This window comes from Allostigmatella hybrida (assembly GCF_020103775.1).
In the GTDB taxonomy this organism is placed as follows: Bacteria; Myxococcota; Myxococcia; order Myxococcales; family Myxococcaceae; genus Hyalangium; species Hyalangium aurantiaca.
Window position 1 is genome coordinate 22,864 of the sequence record NZ_JAHXBH010000026.1, and the last position, 20,400, is coordinate 43,263.

General features: G+C 67.6%; 15 protein-coding genes and 1 pseudogene. 11 read left to right on the plus strand and 5 right to left on the minus strand.

Features of this window, described 5'->3' with window-relative positions; all coding sequences use genetic code 11:
- Positions 1 to 3: 3 nt before the first annotated feature.
- From KY661_RS29030 to KY661_RS29040, 3 genes and pseudogenes are all read left to right on the plus strand, one after another.
- Complete coding sequence (locus tag KY661_RS29030) at positions 4 to 2,523, plus strand: S8 family peptidase (RefSeq protein ID WP_225413315.1); 2,520 nt, start codon at positions 4 to 6, stop codon at positions 2,521 to 2,523.
- Between the two features lie 1,004 nt (positions 2,524 to 3,527).
- Positions 3,528 to 4,190, plus strand: a pseudogene (locus tag KY661_RS29035) (AHH domain-containing protein); the annotation flags it as partial.
- Positions 4,191 to 4,211: 21 nt separating this feature from the next.
- Entirely contained in the window at positions 4,212 to 4,775 is a 564-nt protein-coding gene (locus KY661_RS29040; protein ID WP_225413317.1) for an imm11 family protein, read from the plus strand.
- Positions 4,776 to 4,831: 56 nt separating this feature from the next.
- Here the strand turns inward: KY661_RS29040 and map are convergent, their stop codons facing one another.
- Positions 4,832 to 5,599, minus strand: coding sequence for a type I methionyl aminopeptidase (gene map, locus KY661_RS29045; protein ID WP_225413318.1), 768 nt, complete (start codon positions 5,597 to 5,599; stop codon positions 4,832 to 4,834).
- A gap of 89 nt (positions 5,600 to 5,688) precedes the next feature.
- Between map and KY661_RS29050 the strand changes: the two genes are divergently transcribed.
- Positions 5,689 to 5,958 (plus strand): LysR family transcriptional regulator, encoded by a 270-nt coding sequence (locus tag KY661_RS29050; RefSeq protein ID WP_225413319.1) that lies wholly within the window; start codon positions 5,689 to 5,691, stop codon positions 5,956 to 5,958.
- Between the two features lie 6 nt (positions 5,959 to 5,964).
- On the opposite strand, the gene KY661_RS29055 is transcribed toward KY661_RS29050, so the two are convergent.
- Together KY661_RS29055 and KY661_RS29060 are read right to left on the minus strand one after the other, a co-directional pair.
- Positions 5,965 to 7,419 (minus strand): FAD-binding protein, encoded by a 1,455-nt coding sequence (locus KY661_RS29055; RefSeq protein ID WP_225413320.1) that lies wholly within the window; start codon positions 7,417 to 7,419, stop codon positions 5,965 to 5,967.
- A gap of 135 nt (positions 7,420 to 7,554) precedes the next feature.
- Positions 7,555 to 8,463 carry an ROK family protein gene (locus KY661_RS29060; protein WP_225413321.1) on the minus strand — a complete coding sequence of 303 codons (909 nt, stop codon included), beginning with the start codon at positions 8,461 to 8,463 and terminating at the stop codon, positions 7,555 to 7,557.
- Positions 8,464 to 8,547: 84 nt separating this feature from the next.
- On the opposite strand from KY661_RS29060, the gene KY661_RS29065 reads away from it, so the two are divergent.
- The 4 genes from KY661_RS29065 to KY661_RS29080 all read left to right on the plus strand — a co-directional run bounded on the left by KY661_RS29065 (position 8,548) and on the right by KY661_RS29080 (position 14,373).
- On the plus strand, positions 8,548 to 9,939 hold the full coding sequence (locus KY661_RS29065; protein WP_225413322.1) for a hypothetical protein: 1,392 nt from the start codon (positions 8,548 to 8,550) through the stop codon (positions 9,937 to 9,939).
- Positions 9,940 to 10,180: 241 nt separating this feature from the next.
- Complete coding sequence (locus KY661_RS29070; protein ID WP_225413323.1) at positions 10,181 to 11,986, plus strand: M4 family metallopeptidase; 1,806 nt, start codon at positions 10,181 to 10,183, stop codon at positions 11,984 to 11,986.
- 113 nt (positions 11,987 to 12,099) lie between these two features.
- Positions 12,100 to 13,662, plus strand: a complete 1,563-nt coding sequence (locus tag KY661_RS29075; RefSeq protein ID WP_225413372.1) for an acyl-CoA carboxylase subunit beta — start codon at positions 12,100 to 12,102, stop codon at positions 13,660 to 13,662.
- A 99-nt stretch (positions 13,663 to 13,761) separates the two neighbouring features.
- A complete protein-coding gene (locus KY661_RS29080; RefSeq protein WP_075007774.1) occupies positions 13,762 to 14,373 on the plus strand; it encodes a hypothetical protein in 612 nt (203 codons plus the stop codon).
- Positions 14,374 to 14,434: 61 nt separating this feature from the next.
- Here KY661_RS29080 and KY661_RS29085 read toward each other — a convergent pair whose 3' ends face one another.
- Positions 14,435 to 17,020 (minus strand): hypothetical protein, encoded by a 2,586-nt coding sequence (locus tag KY661_RS29085; RefSeq protein ID WP_225413324.1) that lies wholly within the window; start codon positions 17,018 to 17,020, stop codon positions 14,435 to 14,437.
- 162 nt (positions 17,021 to 17,182) lie between these two features.
- Positions 17,183 to 18,331: an aromatic ring-hydroxylating oxygenase subunit alpha gene (locus KY661_RS29090; RefSeq protein WP_225413325.1), complete on the minus strand. Its 1,149-nt coding sequence runs from the start codon at positions 18,329 to 18,331 to the stop codon at positions 17,183 to 17,185.
- 145 nt (positions 18,332 to 18,476) lie between these two features.
- Between KY661_RS29090 and KY661_RS29095 the strand changes: the two genes are divergently transcribed.
- The 3 genes from KY661_RS29095 to KY661_RS29105 are packed head-to-tail and all read left to right on the plus strand — an operon-like array spanning position 18,477 to position 20,399.
- Positions 18,477 to 19,340, plus strand: a complete 864-nt coding sequence (locus KY661_RS29095) for a TauD/TfdA dioxygenase family protein (protein ID WP_225413326.1) — start codon at positions 18,477 to 18,479, stop codon at positions 19,338 to 19,340.
- Positions 19,337 to 19,912, plus strand: coding sequence for an FcoT family thioesterase (locus KY661_RS29100; protein WP_225413327.1), 576 nt, complete (start codon positions 19,337 to 19,339; stop codon positions 19,910 to 19,912). Before KY661_RS29095 ends, KY661_RS29100 begins: the two co-directional genes overlap by 4 nt.
- 31 nt (positions 19,913 to 19,943) lie before the next feature.
- On the plus strand, positions 19,944 to 20,399 hold the full coding sequence (locus tag KY661_RS29105; RefSeq protein ID WP_225413328.1) for an acyl carrier protein: 456 nt from the start codon (positions 19,944 to 19,946) through the stop codon (positions 20,397 to 20,399).
- The last annotated feature ends 1 nt before the right edge of the window (position 20,400 follow it).

Genomic DNA, 20,400 nt, shown 5'->3' on the forward strand with positions numbered 1-20,400 from the left:
CAAATGGCCGACAAGCGGCTCCCCCTTCTCCGAGGACGAATCACCTCGGTGGACACCTACGAAGCGCCACAGGGCGGCGGCACGCCGCCCAAGATGCCGTCGCTCGATCCGAAGACGCACCGAACGACCCTCCTGCAACAGCTCGATGCCATCACGCAGCAGGTGAAGGCTCGCGCCGAAACTGCGCGTGACGAACTGGCGAAGCGCGAGATCGTCGCCGTGCGACCTGCCGCCAATGCGCAGCTTGCCCTAGACCAGCTCGACGACGCCCGTAGTGATGCTCGGCTTGTCGGCGTAATGCCAGAGGGCACTGTGGTTCTCGACGTTGCCAACGCGGATCTCGAGTACCTGCGGAAGAAGCTCGACGCGTTCGCTGACGACGCGAAGGTGGAGACGAAGACCACAAAGGATGGGACGGTCACAACCCACCGGGACAAGGAGCGAGCGATCGCACCGGTGGGGAGCATTGGCCTCGCGGAGCTCAAGGACCTCGGCGGTGCGCAGCTTCGTGCTGATGCGCTGCCCGACGATCGCCCGTTCTGGTTCGAGATCGGCTGCCGTGGCGGCTATCGCAACCCCGTCGACGACACAACCAGGAGTCGGGCACAGATTGCTCGGCAACTCCACCGCCTCGGAGTGAACCAGAAGCTCGACGAGTTCCTTGGCCCCGAGCAAGTCTACTTCTTTGTGCGCGTGACCCGCGCCCAGCTCGATGCGCTTCGCGCCGCGACCGACTGCATCTATGAGGTCGAGCTGGCTCCACAGCCGCTGCGCGATCTCAAGCTGCTCGACGACGTGTCGATGAAAGACCTCGCCGAATTTGCACTCGTCCAACCACACGAAGATGCGCCGTCAGTCGTGGTGCTGGACACGGGCATCGCCACCGGGCACCCGCTCCTCAAGTCGGCGATCCTTACCGCGACGACAGCCGGTCCTGAGATCCCGTCGCCTGAGGACACCTACGGCCACGGCACGAAGATGGCGGGCTTGGCGCTGTACCACGACGTCGGCGCAGCCATAGAACGCGGAAGCGCCGAGGCTCAGCACTGGCTGCAGAGCAGTCGCCTCCTGATCGCGCCGGGCTACGGCACCGCTGCCGATGAGAACTACGAGAAGTGGCCGGTGCTCACGGAGCGCGCTGTTCGCTCCGCAGAAGAAGCCGACGCTCGGATACGAAACCGCGCTTTCGTGCTCGCGATCACACGGACGATGCAGGACCCGCCGCTCGAAGGGCTCGCGCCGACGCTTTGGAGTCAGGCGGTTGACCAGCTCTCGTTCCGCGACGGGCACGGTCGACTGATGATCGTTTCGGCAGGCAACGCGCGTGATAACCAGTGGCTCAAGCTTGCGGAGCTACACCCGCAGCTACAGCTCTCGGAGAAGATTCACCAGCCTGCACAGGCCTCCAATGCGCTCACCGTTGGTGCGTTCACTGCGCGCGTCGAGTTGCCGAACGACAAGGACTACGCCGAGGCCCGTGTTGTTGCGACAAAGCTGGGCGGGATCTCGCCGTACACCAGCACCGGCCTCGTCGGGAACGAGTGGCCCATCAAGCCCGACGTGGTGCTCGAGGGGGGCAACCTGGCGATCTCCGGCACGCTCACCGACCCGACCGTGCCCACGTTGTCGGCGCTCACGACGAGCCATCGTCACGCGCATGGGCGCCCGATGGGGCTGATGTCGATGACCAGCGAGGCCAGCGCGCGCGCTGCGCATCTCGCCGCTCGCATTTGGACGCTTGAGCCGAAGCTTCATCCCGAGACCGTGCGCGGATTGATCGTCCACTCCGCAAGCTGGTCGAAAGCAATGCTCAAGGACTTCCCCGGCCTGAGCGACCGGCTCCAAGCCTGTGGCTATGGCGTACCGAACGAACGGCTCGCCTCGGAATGCGCGCAAGGTGTCGCGACGATCGTCGTCGAGGACAGGATGCCGAACGCGGTCATCGAGGAGGAGCCGAAGAAGACGCCGCCCAAGAAGGCCACGACGAAGGCGACGGAACCGAAGGTTCGCCGCAAGACGAAGCTCTACCGGCTGCCGCTGCCCGAGAGTCTACTGAGCGTCTTCGACCCCGACGTCGAGCTGCGCGTGACGCTCTCGTACTTTGCCGAGCCCAACAAGTTCGGCCGGCGCACGTACCACGGGCTCGATCTGAAGTGGGACATGCAGGGCCCGCAGGAGTCAAACGACGCGTTCCTTCAGCGCATCAACGTGCTGAAGCGCACGCTGGGCGCCGACGGCAAGCGCGTGAAGCCCAATAAGACCAAGTCGTTCGACTGGGACGTCGGCATCCAGGCTCGAAGCCGAGGTACCGTCCAGAGCGACCGCTGGCGCGGGAAGATGTCTGAGCTAGTCGGCGACAAGCTCATCGCGATCGTCCCGGTACTTGGCTGGTGGGACCAGCGCAAGCCGCTGCGGACGCAGGAAATGAATTTCTCGCTCGTCGTCTCCGTGTTTGGGCCGGGTGTCTACGCGGCCATCAAGCTGCGGGTCGAGGCCGAAGCGACGATCACGATCGACGTGTAAGCGTCCCCCACGCTGCCCGCTGCTCGACCCACGTCCCGGCGTGCGCAGCGGCGCGGAGCGTCCGATTGGCCATCGGTTCGGCGCCGACGGCGGCTTCGAGCGCCAGGACGGCAACTTGGAGGTCTAGCGCGAGCAGCAACAGGTCGAGCAACTGCGTCACCCGCTCTCGTGTCAGCCCAGCCGCCAAGCCACCATGGCTCGGTTCGGCACGAGCCCCGGTCGATGGCACCTTGGAGGTGGTGCGCCAAAGCGAGCATCCGGGCCATGTGCGCCAACCGAGAGATGGGGCCCAAGAGGGACTTGAGAAGTCTCGCGGCAGACCTTGCTACGATGCCGGCCCTACATCCCCCCTACGCAAGCTGAAGTCCGTCTACCGCAACAGAGACTATGCGATGGCCCGCTCACCGTCGCGGCCGGTTCGAATACCGATGGCTCAGTTCGTCGGCGACGTCCTTCTCGTACCTTCCATCAAGCCTGCCGCTCGTGTCCAAGTATGTAACGAGTTCGAAGAACGAACGTCGCGACTCGAGCCCAAGCAGTACCGCGGATTGGTGGTCATGGAACAACGCCTCCAGCTGGAGCTCCGCGCCATGTATTCGTTCGGAGAAATTTAACCCGTGCTCCAGTAACTCCGCACCCTCCTTCATCATCTGTTCTCGATCTGCACGATGAACGGGCGCCCATGCAGCGTCACACGCCTGGAGGTAGCGTCGGTGATAGCCACGGTGCTCGCGTGCTTCGTCTGGCTCATCCTTCGAATAATGAAAATCATATATTCGACAGCGCCCGTACCAGCTCGTGATTTCGATGAAATTGCTAGGCATGAGCGTCGCCTCCGTTAACTACTGGTGCCAGCTCAGTGCAATGCTTATTCCTGCCTCGCCAGCGCAGGCATTTAGAGCAGCCCCAGCCCAGCCACATCCCCACGCCGAGGGTGTTCACCCGTGCGCCACAGCCAAGCCGCGGGCAGCGGAAGAAGACGCGTTCTCCGCCATGGCAGGTAGGGCTGGGCCGAGTTGACTGGGACGGCGAAGGTCGCCACCACCTTCGAGGAGATCCGTGAGGCAGGCGAGCGCTTCGGGAGGACCATCGGGCGAGAGTCCGCGCGCGCATTCGCCCTACTGCTGGTGGCGGCCATTGGCGCGACGGTGCAACGGTTCGCGGCGAAGGTGCCGACGCTGCCCGGTTCAGCACAGGTGGCCATGCAGGCCGAGGGTGAGGCAGGAATCTGGCTGCCCGCGCTGGGGACGGTGGAGGAGATCGCAGTCAGTGCCGAGGGCGTCAGCATCACGCTTCCCGCAAACGCGGTGGCCATGGCGGCACGTCCCAGTCGCGGTAAAGGCCCCTGCGTCGAGACGCACCACATCGCCACCATCTGCAACGACAAGGACACCAAGCGCGGTGGCCCGTGGACGCCGAGGTTCCGGGAGATCTTCGCCAAGGCGGGCATGTCGATGGAGGACCCGGCGAACAAGATGCCTCTGCCGGGGCATTACGGACCACACCCAGAGCGGTATCACCAGATCGTCATGGACGCGCTCAGCGATGCAACGGCGACCTGTCGCAGCGTCGTCGAGTGCCGCGCGGCCCTGACCGACGAACTCCGCAGACTGGCCAAGCAGATCGCCACCCCGGGAACAAAACTGAACCAACTCGTCACCCGGTAGCAACCGCGCTAAGTGGAGTCCATGTCCCACCGTTTCTTCAGACTCTCCGACGATGTGAACGTCCCGCACCGCTGGCATCTGGCGATGCCCAGGGACCGCCAGGGCGTCAAAGTGGATGACGGGCAGTTCAGGCTTGGGCTTCCCGTCTCCACCACGGGCCGTTTGAGAATCCCCGTCGAGGTTGCGGGCAAGCCGCTGGACTACACGGAGGCCGGCATCATGATCCCGGTGGTCCATGTCCGGGTCGCGTCCATGTTCGCAGAACTGGCCCCGGATGATGCGCAACTCATCCCTATAGACGTGGAGGGCCAATCGGATCAGTACCTCATCCTCGTGGCCACACGCCTCATCAACTGCATCGACGAAAATGCTTCCCAGTTCGATCGTTGGACACCCGAGGAGGGAGTGCTTCACAGGCTCAGGCGGTATTCCATCATGTACGAACTGCACATCGACAAGGCCAAGGTGGGCAGCGCCAAAGTGTTGCGGTGCGAGGGATGGACGGGCCCGCTGATCATCTCCGGGGAAATCAAGGACGCATTGGAGCGCATGGGGGCCACAGGCACAAGATTCGAAGAGGTCTAGCGGGTGTCCGGCAACATCGAGCGGGAAACGTGGTGTGGAGCCCAGTTTGTGAGCGCCTAGACGACGGGCGGACACACGGGGGTAAGCACCTCACAGCCCTCGCGCGTGACGACCACGGTGTGCTCGAACTGGGCCGAGAGGCTGCCGTCTGCCGTCACCACCGTCCACCCATCCGGCAGGAGGCGGATCTCGGGGCGTCCCAGGTTCACCATGGGCTCGACGGTGAGCACCATGCCCGAGCGCAGGGTGATGCCCGTGCCCTTGCGCCCCACGTGGGGCACATGCGGCGGCCCGTGCATGCTGCGGCCGATGCCATGGCCTCCGAACTCCTCCACCACGCTGCACCCCTCCGCGTGGGCCAGTTCCTGGATGGCGGCGCCAATGTCCCCCAGCTTCGCGCCATGCCGCACCACCGCGATGCCCGCGTCCCTGCACCGCCGAGCCACGTCCACCACGTGCCGGGCCTCTGGCGACACCTCGCCAATGAAGAACGTGGCGGAGGTGTCCCCATGGAACCCATTCAGACACGTCGTCACGTCCACGTTGACGATGTCCCCGGGCGCCAGGCGCTCGTCCGGCCGGGGGATGCCGTGGCAGACCACCTGATTGCGGCTGGTGCACACCGTGGCGGGGAAGCCCTTGTAGCCCAGCTGGCTGGGCGTGCCCCCGCGCCGCGCCGTGTCCTCCCTCACCCACGCATCGATGTCCGCCGTGGAGATGCCCGCGGTCAGGCGCGAGGCGATGTGTGCCAGCGTGCCCGCCGCCGCCTGCCCCGCCAGGCGGAGGCGATCGATTTCGGTGCCCTTCAGCAATGGAATGCCCATGGCGGGCAAGGTGGCACCCGGGTTCGGGGAGCGTCCAATGCTGTCTTGGCATAACGCCCACCACACGGGATGCGGTAGACTCACGCACCGTGAGTCTCACGCACATCCAGTCCTTCGTCGCAGTGGCCGAGGAAGGCCACGTGGGCCGGGCCGCCCGCCGGCTGCACCTCACCCAACCGCCCTTGAGCCGCCACATCCTCGCGCTGGAGGATGAGCTCGGCACGCCGCTCTTCGAGCGGACGGCACGGGGCATGCGCCTGCTGCCCGCGGGCGAGGCCTTCCTGAGCCACGCCCGGCGCATCCTCGCCGAGGTGGACGCCGCGGTGCACACCGTGCGCGGCGTTACCCCCAGGCACTGAAGCCGCTCAGAAGATGCGCTGGCCCGGCGTGAGGACGTTGTCCGGGTCGAAGAGCACCTTGGCCGCCTGGAAGGCGGGCCACAGCGGCTCGAAGTGCTCGCGCCAGCCCCCAGGGCCCGGGGGCGCGGAGCCGATGGCATACCGCCGCCCGCCCACCCGCATGAGCTGCTCCACGAAGAGCTGATTCTTGGCCACCAGCGCCGCCACGTTCTCCTCGGTGGGAGGCACGGCGGTGCGCAGCAGCGAGAACAGGAACGCATGCCGGCCGGGGGGCACGCGCACGAACGGGGCCGTGAGCTTGTCGAGCCGGAAAGGGTACAAGAGGATGGGTCCGCCACCCGTCTCGGCCTCGGGCGTCTGGTCCAGCACCTGCTTCACGAACGGGGCCGCCGCGGTGCCCGGCACGAACATGTCCAGCCACGGGTGCGGGTACTCCCAGAGCCCACTGCTCTGCAGGAACGCGATCAGCGGGGCCAGCCGGTTGGTGAAGTCGTAGTAGCTGCTGTCCGCCACCTGCAGCGTGCCGGGCTGATACGACAGCCCCGCCAGCAGGGCCGCGTCGCTGGGCTCCGCGCCGGGCGTGAAATACTTCACCGCCTCGAGCTGGAAGCTCCGGCCCCCATTGGCGATGGAGACCGAGCCCTCGACATAATCGAACCGGCCACTCTCGATGAGCAGGATCTGATCCGCCAGGAAGCGGGGCAGATCCGTGTACACGGCCGTATAGGTCCGGGCCCGGGGCGGCACCGCCACGAGCCGGATCCGCGCGCGCACGATGATGCCGAACTGGCCCAGCCCGCCCCGGACGGCATCGAACAGCGGCCGGTGAATCAGGCGGGAGCACCGCACGAGCTCGCCCCGTCCGGTGACGACGTCCAGTTCCAGGACATTGTCCACCTGCAGGCCATGGCGGAACACCTGGCCGCCAATGCCTCCCACCGACAGCGTGCCGCCCACGCTCAAATCAATGTAGTCGGTGAGGGTCGGCGGGCTCTTGCCCAGCGGCACCGTGGCTTGCAGCAAGGCATTCCACCGCACGCCCGCATCCACCCAGACGCTCGCGGCGCCAATCTCGTGAATGGTGGACAGGGCGGACATGTCGATGACGATGCCGCCCTCCACCTGCGCCTGGCCGTGGGTGCTGTGGCTCTCGCCGATTCCGCGGGTGCCCGCCACCTTCAGGTGGTGCGCCCGCGCGAAGCGGACCCCCTTCACGATGTCCTCCACCGAGCCCGGGACGAGCACGGCCCAGGGGGTGCGGTGGACGATGTGGCCGAAGTCATCCGCCGCCGAGGCGCGCGTCCCGGCATCCAGCAGCAACTGCCCATCGAAGTCCGGAAGGTGCAACGTCCCCGGCTCGGCGGTGGCGGCCCAGCTCCGGCTCAGGGGATTGAACGCCACCGCGGCCACCGCCAACGCTCCCTGGAGCATCTTTCGGCGGGGGTGAACCGGGCTCGACATGGGCATCTCGCTTTCATGTGAACGGATGAGACATCTGTTCACTTTTTTGCAGAACTCTCGGCCAGCGCCGTTGCCCTTGTCGATGACCTTTCGTGAGAAAAAGATCAGGTCTGTTTTCACCCTTCAGGTCTGTTTTCACCCGCCCCCTTCCAGCGCGCGCTGCGCCAGGACCAGCGCGCCCGCGGCCCCGGACAAACCTCCCAGCGCCGGCGGAACGATGTACGCGTCCATCCGCTCCAGGATGGAGGGCGCCTGGATATAGCCATTGAGCAGGCGACGCACCTCGTCACGAACCAACGGGTAGAGGTGCTTTTGTTCCATCACCCCGCCGCCCAGGATGATCCGCTGAGGTGACAGCGTGGCGATGAAGTTGGAGATCGCCAGCGAGATGTAGTGCGCCTCCAGCGCCCAGGCCGGGTGGTGCTCGGGCAGGGTCTCGGCCTGCCCCCCCCAACGGCGGTGGAGCGCGGGCCCCGAGGCCAGGCCCTCGAAACACCCGCCGTGGTAGGGGCACACGCCCTGGAACGAGGGCACCTCGTCCGGACTGCGCGGCAGCCAGATGTGGCCCATCTCCGGGTGAATCAGGCCGTGCATCCGCTGGTGGTTGATGACGCCGCCCCCGCCGATGCCCGTGCCCACCGTGAGGTAGACGAACGTGTCCAGCCCCCGGGCCGCGCCCCAGCGCCCCTCGCCCAGGGCCGCCCCGTTCACGTCCGTGTCGAAACCTACGGGGATGTCCAGCGCCCGCCGGAACGCGCCCACCACATCCACGTTCTTCCAGCCCGGCTTGGCGGTGGTGGTGATGAAGCCATACGTGGGCGAGTCCGGGTGCAGGTCCAGGGGACCGAAGGACGCGATGCCCAGCGCCCCGAGCCGCCCGCCCTGGAGGCCCTGCTCCTGGAAGAACGCCTGGGCCGCGCCCAGCGTGGCCTCCGGCGTCGTGGTGGGGATGCGCACCTGGGCGTGGATGTCCTCCGGCCCGGTGCCCACCACGCAGACAAACTTGGTTCCTCCAGCCTCGATACCGCCCACCCGTGTCGTCATCGCGTCTTCCTGCCCGAACCCGCCCCAAAGCGGAAGCGGTCCGGCTTGACAGGGTATAGGAGACGGGCTGCTGTCTGGTGCCTCATGCTCCCGTTCCTTCTGGCCACCGCGCTCGCCGCAACCCCCGCCCCCCGTGCCGCGCCCAGCGCGGACACCGTTGTCCACATTCCCCGCCTGGATGCCCTCAAGGGCCTGTACGGCTTCATGGCCCGCGCGGGCATGCAGTCCGTCATGATGCGGCCCGCCAACTGGAACGCCGAGCTGCACCCCTTTCTCACCGTGGACCCCTCACGGCCCGAGACGCTCACCTCCGTGGGCATGGACCCGGCGGGCGCCGCCACCGTCTCCTTTGTCCGGCGGGGCAAGGTGTCCTGCACCCGGCTCGCCGAGCCCAAGGCCTTCCAGGCCCGGGCCGACGAGGCCCTGAAGACCGAGGGGGAGCTGAAGACCGCCACCACACAGGGCATGACGACGGTGATGGCCCCTCGCGGCCCCGGCCGGGCGGGCTATGTCCTCAAAGGCTCCGAGGCGTGTGCCTTCGCCTCGCTCTATGACGATGACGACCTGCTCAAGGCCACGGTGAAGCTGATGGCCAAGGCCCCCACGCCGGATGCGCGGCTGGGCAAGCTGCCCGGAGTGGTCTTCATCCTCCAGGGCGGAAACGTGGTGGGCCTGCAGGGCACGCACAACGGGCTCCAGGCCGAGGGCACCGCCGCGAAGCTGCCCCTGCCCCCCTTCAAGGCCGCGGGCACCAGCCCCTACGGCGCGATGAAGCCCGAGGGGCTCCTCTTCTCCCGGGCCCAGGTGGCGCCCGCGGGCCTGTCCCAGGCCGTGAACTCCGTGCGGAGCACTCTCCAGCAACTGTGCACCGGCTGTCCGCCCGCGCAGGTGGAGGCGGTGACCCGGGCCCTCACCCCGCAGCTCACCGGCCAGGTGGTGCTCCAGGTGGACAGCGTGAAGGTGACGGGCTCCCTGCGCACGCCCGAGGGGCGCTTCTTCGCGCCCCGCCAGGCGCTCGCCGCGGAGGTGAAAGATGCGGCGGCGGTGAAGGCCGCGCTCGCCCCCCTGGCCCAGTTCCCCGGCGCCCAGGTACTGCCGGATGGCCACGCGCTGACGCTCAAGGGCGGCCGTGTCTTCCTCCGCCAGAAGGGCTCGCAGCTCGTGGTGGGCAATGACGAGGCGGTGGTGCAGCACCTGCTCGCCGCGCTGCCCACGCAGGGCGCGAAGCTGCCGCGCGCGGTGGACTTCACGGCGGATCCGAAGCGGATGGCGGCGGCGCTCTCCCAGGTCTCGCTGATGGACATCGTGTCGGATCAGCAGCTCGCCGCCCTCTTCGCCGTGAGCACGGAGCTGGGCCCCCTGCTCGCGGGCAGCGAGCGCCTCACGGGGTGGCTCGACAGCGCCACGGGAGGCACCCACCGCTTCGCGCTCTCCTGGGAGCTACCCGCCATGGCCGAGAGCCCCCTGCCCCCGTAAGCCCGTCTGAAACACATGTTTCAGCTTCGCGCGGCTCTTGGTCTCCCTATTGTAATTTTCCAAAATCCCTTCAACACTTTGTCCCTCCAGGACTGGGCAACACCGCGTTCTCCCTTTCCCATCGAGTGAGACAACAGGAGTGCTGCACCTACCTCCACCTATTTAATCCCACGAAGCAACACCTTCACCTCCACCCCGATAATACATGTATCTCATCCCCCATTAATCACCGAGGCACCCCGTGAGCATTCGCCGCCTGGATGGCCAGCCCCCCGCTGCTTCCGCGTCCCGCACCGCCGCCACCCCCGCCGCTGCCCCGGCGGCCCCCAACACGCTGAAGACGCCCGTGGCGTCCGCGCGCCCGGGCGCCTCGGAACAGTCCTCCTTCACCCCCGCCCGCCGCGCCCCCACCGAGCTGACGGGAGCCTCCGCGCGCGAGACGCCCATCCCCGGCCCGGTCGCCGTGAACAGCCGCGAGGGCCAGGCCGCCGTCCAGTCCACGCTGAGCTTCATCTCCCAGCAGAAGAGCCCCCCGGGCGCGAGCCTCATCGGCCCCCGGTTCGACGCCTCCAAGGCCTTCACCCCTCGCGCCATCGAGCGCGACGAGCTGGGCATGACGCACGTGCGCATGGACCGCGTCCACGAGGGTGTGAAGGTCTTCGGCGAGCAGGTGATTGGCCACCTGGACGCAGACGGGAAGTTCGCGGGCCTCACCGGTGAGACGTCCTCCCTGCCCACGGGGCTCGGCACCACCCAGCCGAAGCTCACCGAGAAGGACGCGCTGGCCATCGCCCAGAAGCAGTTCGGCGGCCCGGCGGACCGCGCCCCCCAGGTGGAGCGCGTGCTCTACCAGGACGCCAAGGGCGAGTATCAGTCCGCGTACCGCGTGGAGCTGTCCAACCTCGGCGGCGACGCGCAGCCGCGCCGGATGAACTACCTGCTCGACGCGAACAGCGGCAAGCTCTTCGAGTCCTTCAACCAGCTCGGCGGCATCGAGCGTCCCCACGCCCAGCCCGGCACCTCCACGCCCAAGGCCGAGAAGCCCCAGCCCCCCGCCCCGCCCACGAGCGGCACGGTGGATGACACCACGCTCTACAGCGGCAAGGTGGACCTCGCCACGAAGAAGAACGCGGACGGCACCTACAGCCTGGAGGACAGCACGCGCGGCAAGGGCGTGGTGACGCTGGACGCCCAGGGCAAGGAGGAGGCGCAGAACCCCGTGGCCATCCAGGACAACAACAACGTCTGGGGCGAGGCCACGGACCCGTCGCGCAACAAGGCCGCGGTGGACGCGCACTACGGCGCGCAGATGACCTACGACATGCTCAAGAACGTCCTCGGCCGCGACTCGCTGGACGGCAAGGGCGAGAAGCTCATCTCCAACATCCACATCGGCAAGGACTTCGTGAACGCGTACTGGGACGGCACCCAGATGAACTACGGCGACGGAAACGGCAAGGACGCAGGCCCCCTCACCACGCTGGACATCGCCGGCCATGAAATCGCCCACGGCCTCACCGAGCGCACCGCGGGCCTGCTCTACCGCAACGAGTCCGGCGGCCTGAACGAGGCCTTCAGCGACATCATCGGCACCGGCGTGGAGTGGTACGCCTCGCAGCAGAACCAGGCGGTGCAGTTCGACTGGGCCGTGGGCGAGGACGCCTGGACGCCCACCAATGGCGACGCCACTGACGCGCTGCGCTACATGGACGACCCGACGAAGGACGGCTACTCGGTCGACCACTACAAGAACTACCCGAAGCAGACCGAGGTGCACGGCTCCAGCGGCATCGCCAACAACGCCTTCTACCTGCTGGCCAACGGAGGCACCAACCGCACCTCCAAGGCCACGGTGCAGGACGGCATCGGCATGGAGAAGGGCTTGAAGATCTACTACCGCGCCCTGGCCCACTACATGACGCCGAGCACCACCTTCGCCCAGGCCCGCGAGGCCACGGTGAAGGCGGCCACGGACCTGTACGGCGCAGGCTCCACCGAGGCCAAGAAGGTCGCCGAGAGCTGGGCGGCGGTGGGCGTGGGCAAGTAGCCCCGCTTCCCCCCGCCTGAAGGCGGGCGTCCACCGCTGGACGCCGGATGCCCGCCCCCGCACCGCGGCCCCCCGTCCCGCCCTCGATCGTGCTAGAGGGCGGCCCCATGTCCATGGACGGAACCTCCGAGAAAGATCCTTTGCGCGCACGGCTCCAGCAGATGGAAAAGCAGGCGGAGCTCGGTGGCGGCGCGGACCGCATCGCCAAGCAGCACGAGGCGGGCAAGCTCACCGCGCGCGAGCGCATCGACTTGCTGCTGGACCCCGGCTCCTTCTGCGAGCTGGACAAGTTCGTCACCCACCGCTCGAGCGACTTCGGCATGGGGGACAAGAAGATCCTCGGCGACGGCGTCGTCACCGGCTACGGCACCGTGGAGGGCCGGCAGGTGTTCGTCTTCGCCCAGGACTTCACCGTCTTCGGTGGCTCGCTGTCCGGCGCGTACGCGCAGAAGATCTGCAAGATCATGGACATGGCCACCCGCGTGGGCGCGCCCGTCATCGGCCTGAACGATTCGGGCGGCGCGCGCATCCAGGAGGGCGTGGAGAGCCTCGCCGGCTACGCGGACATCTTCCTGCGCAATACCCTGGCCTCGGGCGTGGTGCCCCAGCTGTCGCTCATCCTGGGCCCGTGCGCGGGCGGCGCCGTGTACTCGCCGGCCATCACCGACTTCATCCTCATGGTGAAGGACACCTCCTACATGTTCATCACCGGCCCGGACGTCATCAAGACGGTGACGCACGAGGAGGTGACGAAGGAGGCGCTGGGTGGCGCGCTCGCGCACAACCAGAAGTCCGGCGTGGCGCACTTCGCCGCGGACAACGAGCAGGCCGCCATCCTGATGACGCGCGAGCTGCTCTCGTTCCTGCCCTCCAACAACCAGGAGGATCCGCCCGCCCAGCCGTGTGAAGACGACGTGTTCCGCGCCGAGGAGAGCCTCAAGACGCTCGTCCCCAGCAACCCCAACAAGCCCTACGACATCAAGGAAATCATCCGGGCCATCGTCGACCACAAGCACTTCTTCGAGGTGCAGGAGCACTTCGCCCGGAACATCGTCATCGGCTTCGCGCGCATGAACGGCCGGCCCGTGGGCATCGTCGCCAACCAGCCCGCGGTGCTCGCCGGCTGCCTGGACATCGACGCCTCGGTGAAGGCGGCGCGCTTCGTGCGCTTCTGCGACTGCTTCAACATCCCGCTCGTCACGCTGGTGGACGTGCCCGGCTTCCTGCCCGGCACCGAGCAGGAGTGGGGCGGCATCATCACCCACGGCGCCAAGCTGCTCTACGCCTTCGCCGAGGCCACGGTACCCAAGGTGACGCTCATCACCCGCAAGGCGTACGGCGGGGCGTATGACGTCATGGCCTCCAAGCACATCCGCGCGGACATCAACTACGCCTACCCCACCGCGGAGATCGCCGTGATGGGCCCCGAGGGCGCGGTGAACATCATCTTCCGCAACGAGCTGGCCAAGGCATCGGACGCCAACGCCGAGCGCACCCGCCAGGTGAACGAGTACCGCGAGAAGTTCGCCAACCCCTTCAAGGCGGCGGAGCTGGGCTACATCGACGAGGTGATCCGCCCCGAGGAGACGCGCGCCAAGGTCATCCGGGCGCTGGAGATGCTCAAGAACAAGCGGCAGGAGAACCCGCCCCGCAAGCACGGGAACATCCCCCTGTAAGGCCGGCTGCTCTCCAGCGGGACAGGCAGGCGCGCGGCGAAACGGAAATTATGGATCGCCGCGCGGCCTTTGAAAGAGGCTCACTTTTAGGAGACCTGCTTGTCCCACCCGCGCCTCATCCTCTTCCTCTCCGACGTCGAAGGAAACCTCACCGCGCTGCGCCAGACGCTGCGTCGCGTCTGTGAGGAGGTAGGTCAGCCCACGCCAGAAGTGAAGTGGTCGCAGTCCGCCAGCGCGCTGACCGACGCGGGCTGGCATGTCGCCGAGGTGCAGGGAATGCAGCCCTCCGCGGGCCGCAAGGGCAAGGAGGGCCTGCTGGAGGAGCACCTGGACAAGGTGGTGCAGGCGCTCGCGCAGGACTTCCGGGACCGCGTGCTGGGCCTCTTCGCGGACCGGGACAACAGCTATGCCCGCGTCTGCTTCAGCGGCCCGGGCCGCCCCCCCAAGGCGCTGGAGGGTGAGTTCCTCGATGTGCTGCGCCAGTCGGCGAAGTGGCTCGAGGTGGAGACCACGGTGCTGGCCCGCCTGCTGGGCAACAACCCCGCGCGCAACCTGCTGGCCGCCGCGGTGGACTTCGGTGACGAGGTGGGCAAGGGCACCGAGAAGCCCGCCCCCCCGCCGGAGCCGGACGAGGATGACCGCTTCGTCGAGGCCAAGCTCAGCGAGGCGCGCGCGCTGATGCAGCAGTACCTCAGCCTCCAGCGCAAGTAAGCCCCCCGAAGGCAGAGGCCCCCCGAGGGGCCTCCCACCCCGGGCGAGCGGGCCCGGGGGCTCAGCCGATCTGCAGCTCGGCGATCTTGTGCTTCTTGTCGCTGATGAGGTCCATCAGCTTGCCGAAGCCGAAGGTCAACAGCCCCACCCCGAGCCCTACCGCCATGCCCAGGGGGCCGCCGATGGCACCCGCCGCGATGGCGCCGCCGAGGCTGCCCGCGACCCCCACGGCGCCCTTGGCGATCTGCGCGCCGTCCTTGCTCTGGGCGCCGCCGACGATGTCCATGATGCCCAGGCCCGTGCCCACCGCCGCGCCGGCCACGTTCATGAAGCCGCCCATGCTCTTGAGCGCGCTCAGCCCCTTGGCGCCCAGCTCCGCCGCGGCGCCGGCCACCTTGCCCAGGCCGCCCATGCCCTTCACGGAGTTGAGCACGGTGGAGCTCACCGCCCCGGCCACCTTCGCGTTGCCCAGCACGCTGGCCCAGTTGCCCATGCCCTTGGCCACGGTGCCCGACGCGTCCGCGGCCGTGTCCGTGACGCCCTTGATGGCATCGAAGAAGGCCTTGCCGCCCTGGTACATGTTGGTGAGGCCCATGCCGGTGTCGAACAGGCCCTTGAAGATGTCCGGCACGTTCTTCTTGCGGATGCCCTCGGCCAGCTCCATGCCGCCGGCCACCGCGCCCGCCACGCCTCCCAGCGCGGCCATGCCCCCGCGCGCGCCCTCCAGCCCCTTCAGGAGCGTATCGTTGCCGAGCACCTTCGAGGCCAGCGCCGGCAGCCGGTGCGCGTCCTGGCCCAGGTTGCTCAGCATCTCCAGCGAGCGGGCCCCGCCGTTGTTCAGGTACGAGCTGACGGTGCTGGAGGTGGAGATGCCCGCCTGGAGCAGCAGTTCCTTGCCGGTGGGGTCATCGCCGAGCGTCTCTGGATCCGCGATGTCGCGCGGGTCCGCGCCCCCGGGGCCGGAGAGCGACATCCGCTCGCCACCCTGGCCCAGCTCGTGGACGGCCTGGCGCCCGTCGGCGTCGGTCACGGTGTTGCGGGAGTTGACGAGCTGCGCGCCCTGGCCGGACAGCAGCGAGATGTCCTCGCGCAGCGATGCGCTCGTCTTGCCGTCCACGGTGCGCTGGGTCTCCAGGGACTCGCTCAGCTCCAGCCCCGCGCCGGTGGCCTGGCGGCTGCTGTTGTAGTGCTGCTCCGTCGTGGAGCCGTCCGCCTCGGTGCTCGTGGCGTCCATCTTCTCCAGGGAGCCATCCTGCGCGTACGTGCGGGCGGACTCGCCCTTCACGTCCGCCAGCTTCCCCGACTCGTCGGGCTTGAAGGTCTTCCCCTCGTAGCTCTCGCGCACGGTGCTGCCCTCGCGCGACTTCGTCGTCTTGATGGTGGCCGCAGGCGTGCCCTCGATGAAGGTCTGCGACTGCATCTGATCCGGGCCCTTCTGGATCTCCATCAACCAGCGCTTGGGCGGCTTGCCCTCGTTGGCGTCATAGTCCTCGCCGCCGTGCTTGCCGTACTCATCCCGCACGCGGTCCGCGTCCTCGCGGTTGTGGGGCCCCTCTCCCGCGTACTGCGTGTGCCCGTCCAGCTCACGGTCCACGTAGGAGGTGGCCTGCACGCCGTCCTGGGAGAACGTCTGCGTGCGGTTGTACTGGGGGTGGCCCTGGGAGCCATCCTCGCCCGGGGGCGGAATCTTGTACGTATAGGTATCGGTCCGCTCCACCGGCTTGTCGTAGTCAAAGGGCTTGTCCAGCTTGTTGTCGATGCCCTTGTCGCCCTTCTGCTCGTAGAAGCTCGTGCGGCTGCCGGTAATCCCGCCATCGGCCTGGGCGTACTCGTCCACCTTGAGCCGGCCGTCCTCGTAGCGCACGTCATTGCTCGTGTAGGTGAGGTTGCGGTCGCGCGCCTTCTCGATGTCCTCGAAGGACTTGGGCTGGGCCACCTCGTTCGTCTCGGACGCCCACTCGGCGCGCTGCACGCGCGAGCTGCCATCGGGCTTGGTGGCCACCCGGTCCCGCCGGTTGACGCCATCCTCATAAGAGGACGTGTCCAGGGCCACCGCCCCATCCGCGCCCCGGCTGGCCACGGTGCGCTCGACCATGCCGCCGTTGTCATCGCGGCGCACCAGCTCCGCCTCGGAGTCGGAGAGCTTGTTCACCTCGGTGTTCAAGTCCACCGGCGCCGTGCCCTCGGCCTGGGCGAAGAGCTCCTCCGTCTTCTTCGTGGTCTCCTCGTGCAGCTTGCGCTGCGTGTCCTCGATGTCCTTGCGGCGGTCCCCCACCGTCTTCACGTCCACTTCCTGCTTCGCGAACTCCTCCCCGGAGACGCTCTCCGGCTGGACCGGCTGAGGAGGAGGGTTTGCGCGGGTGGCCTCCAACAGCTCCGCCCCGGCGGCCATCGTCCCCTGGATGCGCTCGACGTCCGCCGCGGGGGTGTCCTTGGGAAGGACGATCATACTGTGCGCCTTCGCCGCTACCGCCCCCGCCGGCTCGAACGCGTCCCCCGCCGGATTCAGCGGGGCCTGGGCCTGCTTCGGCGCGGGAGGGGGAACCACCGGCTCCAGCTTCTTCTCGTTCTTCTCGACAGCGCTCGCGCGCTCAACGGGGGGCTGAGGGACAACCGGCTTCCGGGACGAGATGGGGGCAAGGGCCATGAAAGCCCCTTCCTGCGATGGCCGTGCCATGTACGCAGAAATCAAGAAACGTGCGTGCCCCTCGGTTTTCAGGGGTTTATCTCCCCCTCAAACCTTCAGTGCCCTTCATCTCCGGGGGGCGAGGGGTGGTGACCGTGGTCACCAGGATGACAACAGTTGTCATCACCCCTGGCGCAGCAGGCGCTCCAGCACCGCGTGGAAGTGCGTGTCCGCCACGGACTCGAATCCTCCCAGGAGCAGTTCCCGGTTGGCGCCCGAACCGAATCCCGCCTGGATGCTCTCGGTGACCGAGATGTCCTCCAGGATGGTGGCCCAGTACTGGCCGTACTCCTGCTGGAGCGCGGCTTGGGCCTCCGCGTCGACGGGGCCGTCCAACCGGAGCGAGGCGCCCTGGACCCGGCAGTGGCCCTCGTCCAGGGGGAACATCGACAGGAAGTGAGCGAACGCGCCCGAGAAGAGAATCACGCTGTTGGGGAACATCCAGTAGAGCGGGCTCGCGTACTGAAGGAGGCTGCCCGGCGCCACCTCCTCCGGCCGCTGGAGGCCTCGCAGCGGCAGCACGAAGCGGCCGTGGGGAGGCGTGGACTCATCGAACAGCACCAGGTTCTCCTCGAAGGCGAGCCCCCCGGTTTTCCGGTGCAACACCGAGATGTGGTACGCCTCAAGCACCGTCTCCACCATCAGCTTCCAGTTGCAGGCCACGGTCCGCACCGAGGACTCGAAGACCACGCGGCGCGAGAAGCCATACGACTCCAGCTCCTCGAACACCGGCCCCAGGAACGCTTCCAGCTCCAGCGGCTCCCCGGGCGTGGGCCGGACGAAGACGAGGCCATGCCGCTCGGCCACCGGAAGCGGCACGAGCCCCCGCTCCTCCCGGTTGAGGTCCGGGAAACTCTTCAGGCCCGGCACGGCGCGCAGCTTGCCATCCAGCCCGTAGCGCCAGCCGTGATACCGGCACGCGAGCACGGTGCGGCCCGAGCCGCACGCCTCCCCGGCCAGCTTCGCGCCCCGGTGCCTGCACACGTTGAGGAAGGCCCGGAGGACCCCCGAGGTATCGCGCGTCACCACGATGGGGACACCCGAGGCGTCGTGGGTGAAGAAGCTCCCGGGCTCACGGACCTGGGTGCTGAAACCGGCCACCAGGGGGAAGCGCTCGAACACGTGGCGCCGCTCCAATTCCAATCGTTCGCGCGAGCGGTAGTGCTCCACCGGGATGGGCGCCATGCGCGCGGCCAGGGGCTGAGCGCGGGTCTCCACCAGGGTCACGAGCCGCTCAACGACATCCTTCTCCCAGCCGTTTCGATTGCTCATGTCATCAAGACATAGCGCGGACGTCTGACAGACCTGTGCCGCCTGTCTGGTTTTTCGAGCATGTCAGACCCCTCCCTCACAGTGCTCGAATCACAACACAGACACCATTCCCGGGGGGCATTGCCTCCCACGCGAGGCTTGCCCCATGAAAATCCAACCCCTCTCACCGGGTCAGATTGGCGCGGAGATCTCTCAATTGGATCTCCGGGCCACGACCGCCGAGGATGCCAAGCGCATCCGCCAGGCGATCTACGAACACAAGCTCGTCATCTTCCATGGGCAGAGCCCCTCGCCCGAGGAATACATCGAGTTCTCCCGGAAGATCGGCAGGCCCCAGGTCTATTTTCAGCAGAACTACCACCACCCCAAGTACCCCGAACTCTTCGTCTCCTCCAACGTGCTTGAGGATGGCAAGAAGGTGGGCGTCTCGGGAACGGGCCGCTACTGGCACACGGACTACCAGTTCTTCCAGGAGCCGCTGCCGCTCGTCATGGTCTATCCGCAGGTCCTGCCCAAGGCGAAGCGGGAGACCTACTTCATCGACATGCAGCGCGTGTACGAAGCGCTGCCCGCCGAACTGAGAAACCTGGTGGAGGGCCGCCGCGCCATCCAGGAGGGCAAGTGGCGCTACAAAATCACGCCCGAGGACATCGACAAGGCGCTCGTCGACATCGTCGCCGCGGTGGAGAAGCAGGTGCCCGCCATCACCCACCCGGCGGTCATCGAGCACCCGCTGACGGGCCGCAAGAGCCTCTATGTGAGCAGTGGTTTCACCACGGGCCTCGAAGGCCTGTCTCACGAGGAGAACCGCGCGCTGATGGCGAAACTGTTTGCCTTCATCGAGCAGGATGCCCACGTGCAGAGTTATTCCTACCAGCCCGGTGACGTCCTGCTCTGGGAGAACCGGGCCTTGTTGCACAAGGCCTCCGACAACCCGCTGGGGGAGCCGAGCAAGAGCTACCGCATCGGCATCTACGACGAGCTGCCCTTCTACAAGAGCCAACCATGAGCGCCATCGAGCCCAAGGCCTCCCCCCTCATCGTGGAAGATCCGGCCCTGCTCCAGCAGGTGCTGCTCCCCTACAAAACACACTGCCGCTACCTGCTGCGCGCGCACCTGGAGCACGAAGGTGCGCTGCCGCCGGAGAGCCGCTCCCGGGCCGTCCGGGCGGCGGCCGTGGGAGAGTTCTCCATTCCGGAGTCCTGCTACATCGCGGACACGGGGCACTTCAACGCCGTTGAATTCAACATTTGTTACAACCAGCTCGCCTACTACCTGCTGGCCACCTGCGCGCACCGCCAGCTGGAGCCCCTGGCCTCCTGGAACATCGAGGAGTACCGCCGCCGGCAGCTCTCGGACTTCCTCATCGTCCAGTTCTCCAGCTCGTTCCGCCGGCAGATGAAGTCCGCGCACTTCACCGGGCGGGTGGAGATCAGCAAGGTGATGAGCCGGGGCAAGTCCATGTTCCTCAAGACGTACTGCCGCTTCGAGGATGACCACGGGGGCATGAGCGAAGGCGAGCCGCTGATTGCCATCACGGGCGAGTCCGACGCCCCGCCCGCCGCTTCCCCCGGGGCCTGAGCGCCCGCCGTTCCCCTTCAAGGAGAATCCCGTGACACACCCACAAGGCCTGCCCCCCGGGGCAGGCAAGGAACGTCTCATTGCCTCGCTGCGGGCCGCCTCCCCCCAGCGCCGGGCCCGGCTGCTCATGGACTTCCTCCAGGAGCAGCTCGGTCCCCGGCTGGGCATGGAGCCCGCGGAGATTGGCCCGCGCGACAACCTCATGGAGCTGGGCGTGGACTCGCTCAAGGCCGTCGAACTCAAGGGCCTGCTGGAGCAGGAGCTGGAGCTGGAGCTCAACAGCTCCCTCGCCTTTGATCAGCCCAACCTCGAGGCCCTGACGGGCTTCCTGCTGGAAGCCGCGCGGCTCAAGGCCCCCGGGCCCGCGGCGCCCCCGCCCCCGGCGCCCCGCCCTCCCCCTCCCCCCTCCGGCGAAGAGCCAGCCCTGTCCGAGGAGCAGCTCGCGGAGCTGCTCGCGGCGGAGCTGCAGGCGCTGAAAAACCCTTAAT

What these genes read in the sequence shown, in the direction of transcription:
- KY661_RS29030 (WP_225413315.1), top strand. Translation starts at nt 4, where the DNA reads ATGGCCGACAAGCGGCTCCCCCTTCTCCGAGGACGAATCACCTCGGTG.
- KY661_RS29040 (WP_225413317.1), top strand. Translation starts at nt 4,212, where the DNA reads ATGTCCCACCGTTTCTTCAGACTCTCCGACGATGTGAACGTCCCGCAC.
- map (WP_225413318.1), bottom strand. Translation starts at nt 5,599, where the DNA reads ATGGGCATTCCATTGCTGAAGGGCACCGAAATCGATCGCCTCCGCCTG.
- KY661_RS29055 (WP_225413320.1), bottom strand. Translation starts at nt 7,419, where the DNA reads ATGTCGAGCCCGGTTCACCCCCGCCGAAAGATGCTCCAGGGAGCGTTG.
- KY661_RS29060 (WP_225413321.1), bottom strand. Translation starts at nt 8,463, where the DNA reads ATGACGACACGGGTGGGCGGTATCGAGGCTGGAGGAACCAAGTTTGTC.
- KY661_RS29065 (WP_225413322.1), top strand. Translation starts at nt 8,548, where the DNA reads ATGCTCCCGTTCCTTCTGGCCACCGCGCTCGCCGCAACCCCCGCCCCC.
- KY661_RS29075 (WP_225413372.1), top strand. Translation starts at nt 12,100, where the DNA reads ATGGACGGAACCTCCGAGAAAGATCCTTTGCGCGCACGGCTCCAGCAG.
- KY661_RS29085 (WP_225413324.1), bottom strand. Translation starts at nt 17,020, where the DNA reads ATGGCCCTTGCCCCCATCTCGTCCCGGAAGCCGGTTGTCCCTCAGCCC.
- KY661_RS29090 (WP_225413325.1), bottom strand. Translation starts at nt 18,331, where the DNA reads ATGAGCAATCGAAACGGCTGGGAGAAGGATGTCGTTGAGCGGCTCGTG.
- KY661_RS29095 (WP_225413326.1), top strand. Translation starts at nt 18,477, where the DNA reads ATGAAAATCCAACCCCTCTCACCGGGTCAGATTGGCGCGGAGATCTCT.
- KY661_RS29100 (WP_225413327.1), top strand. Translation starts at nt 19,337, where the DNA reads ATGAGCGCCATCGAGCCCAAGGCCTCCCCCCTCATCGTGGAAGATCCG.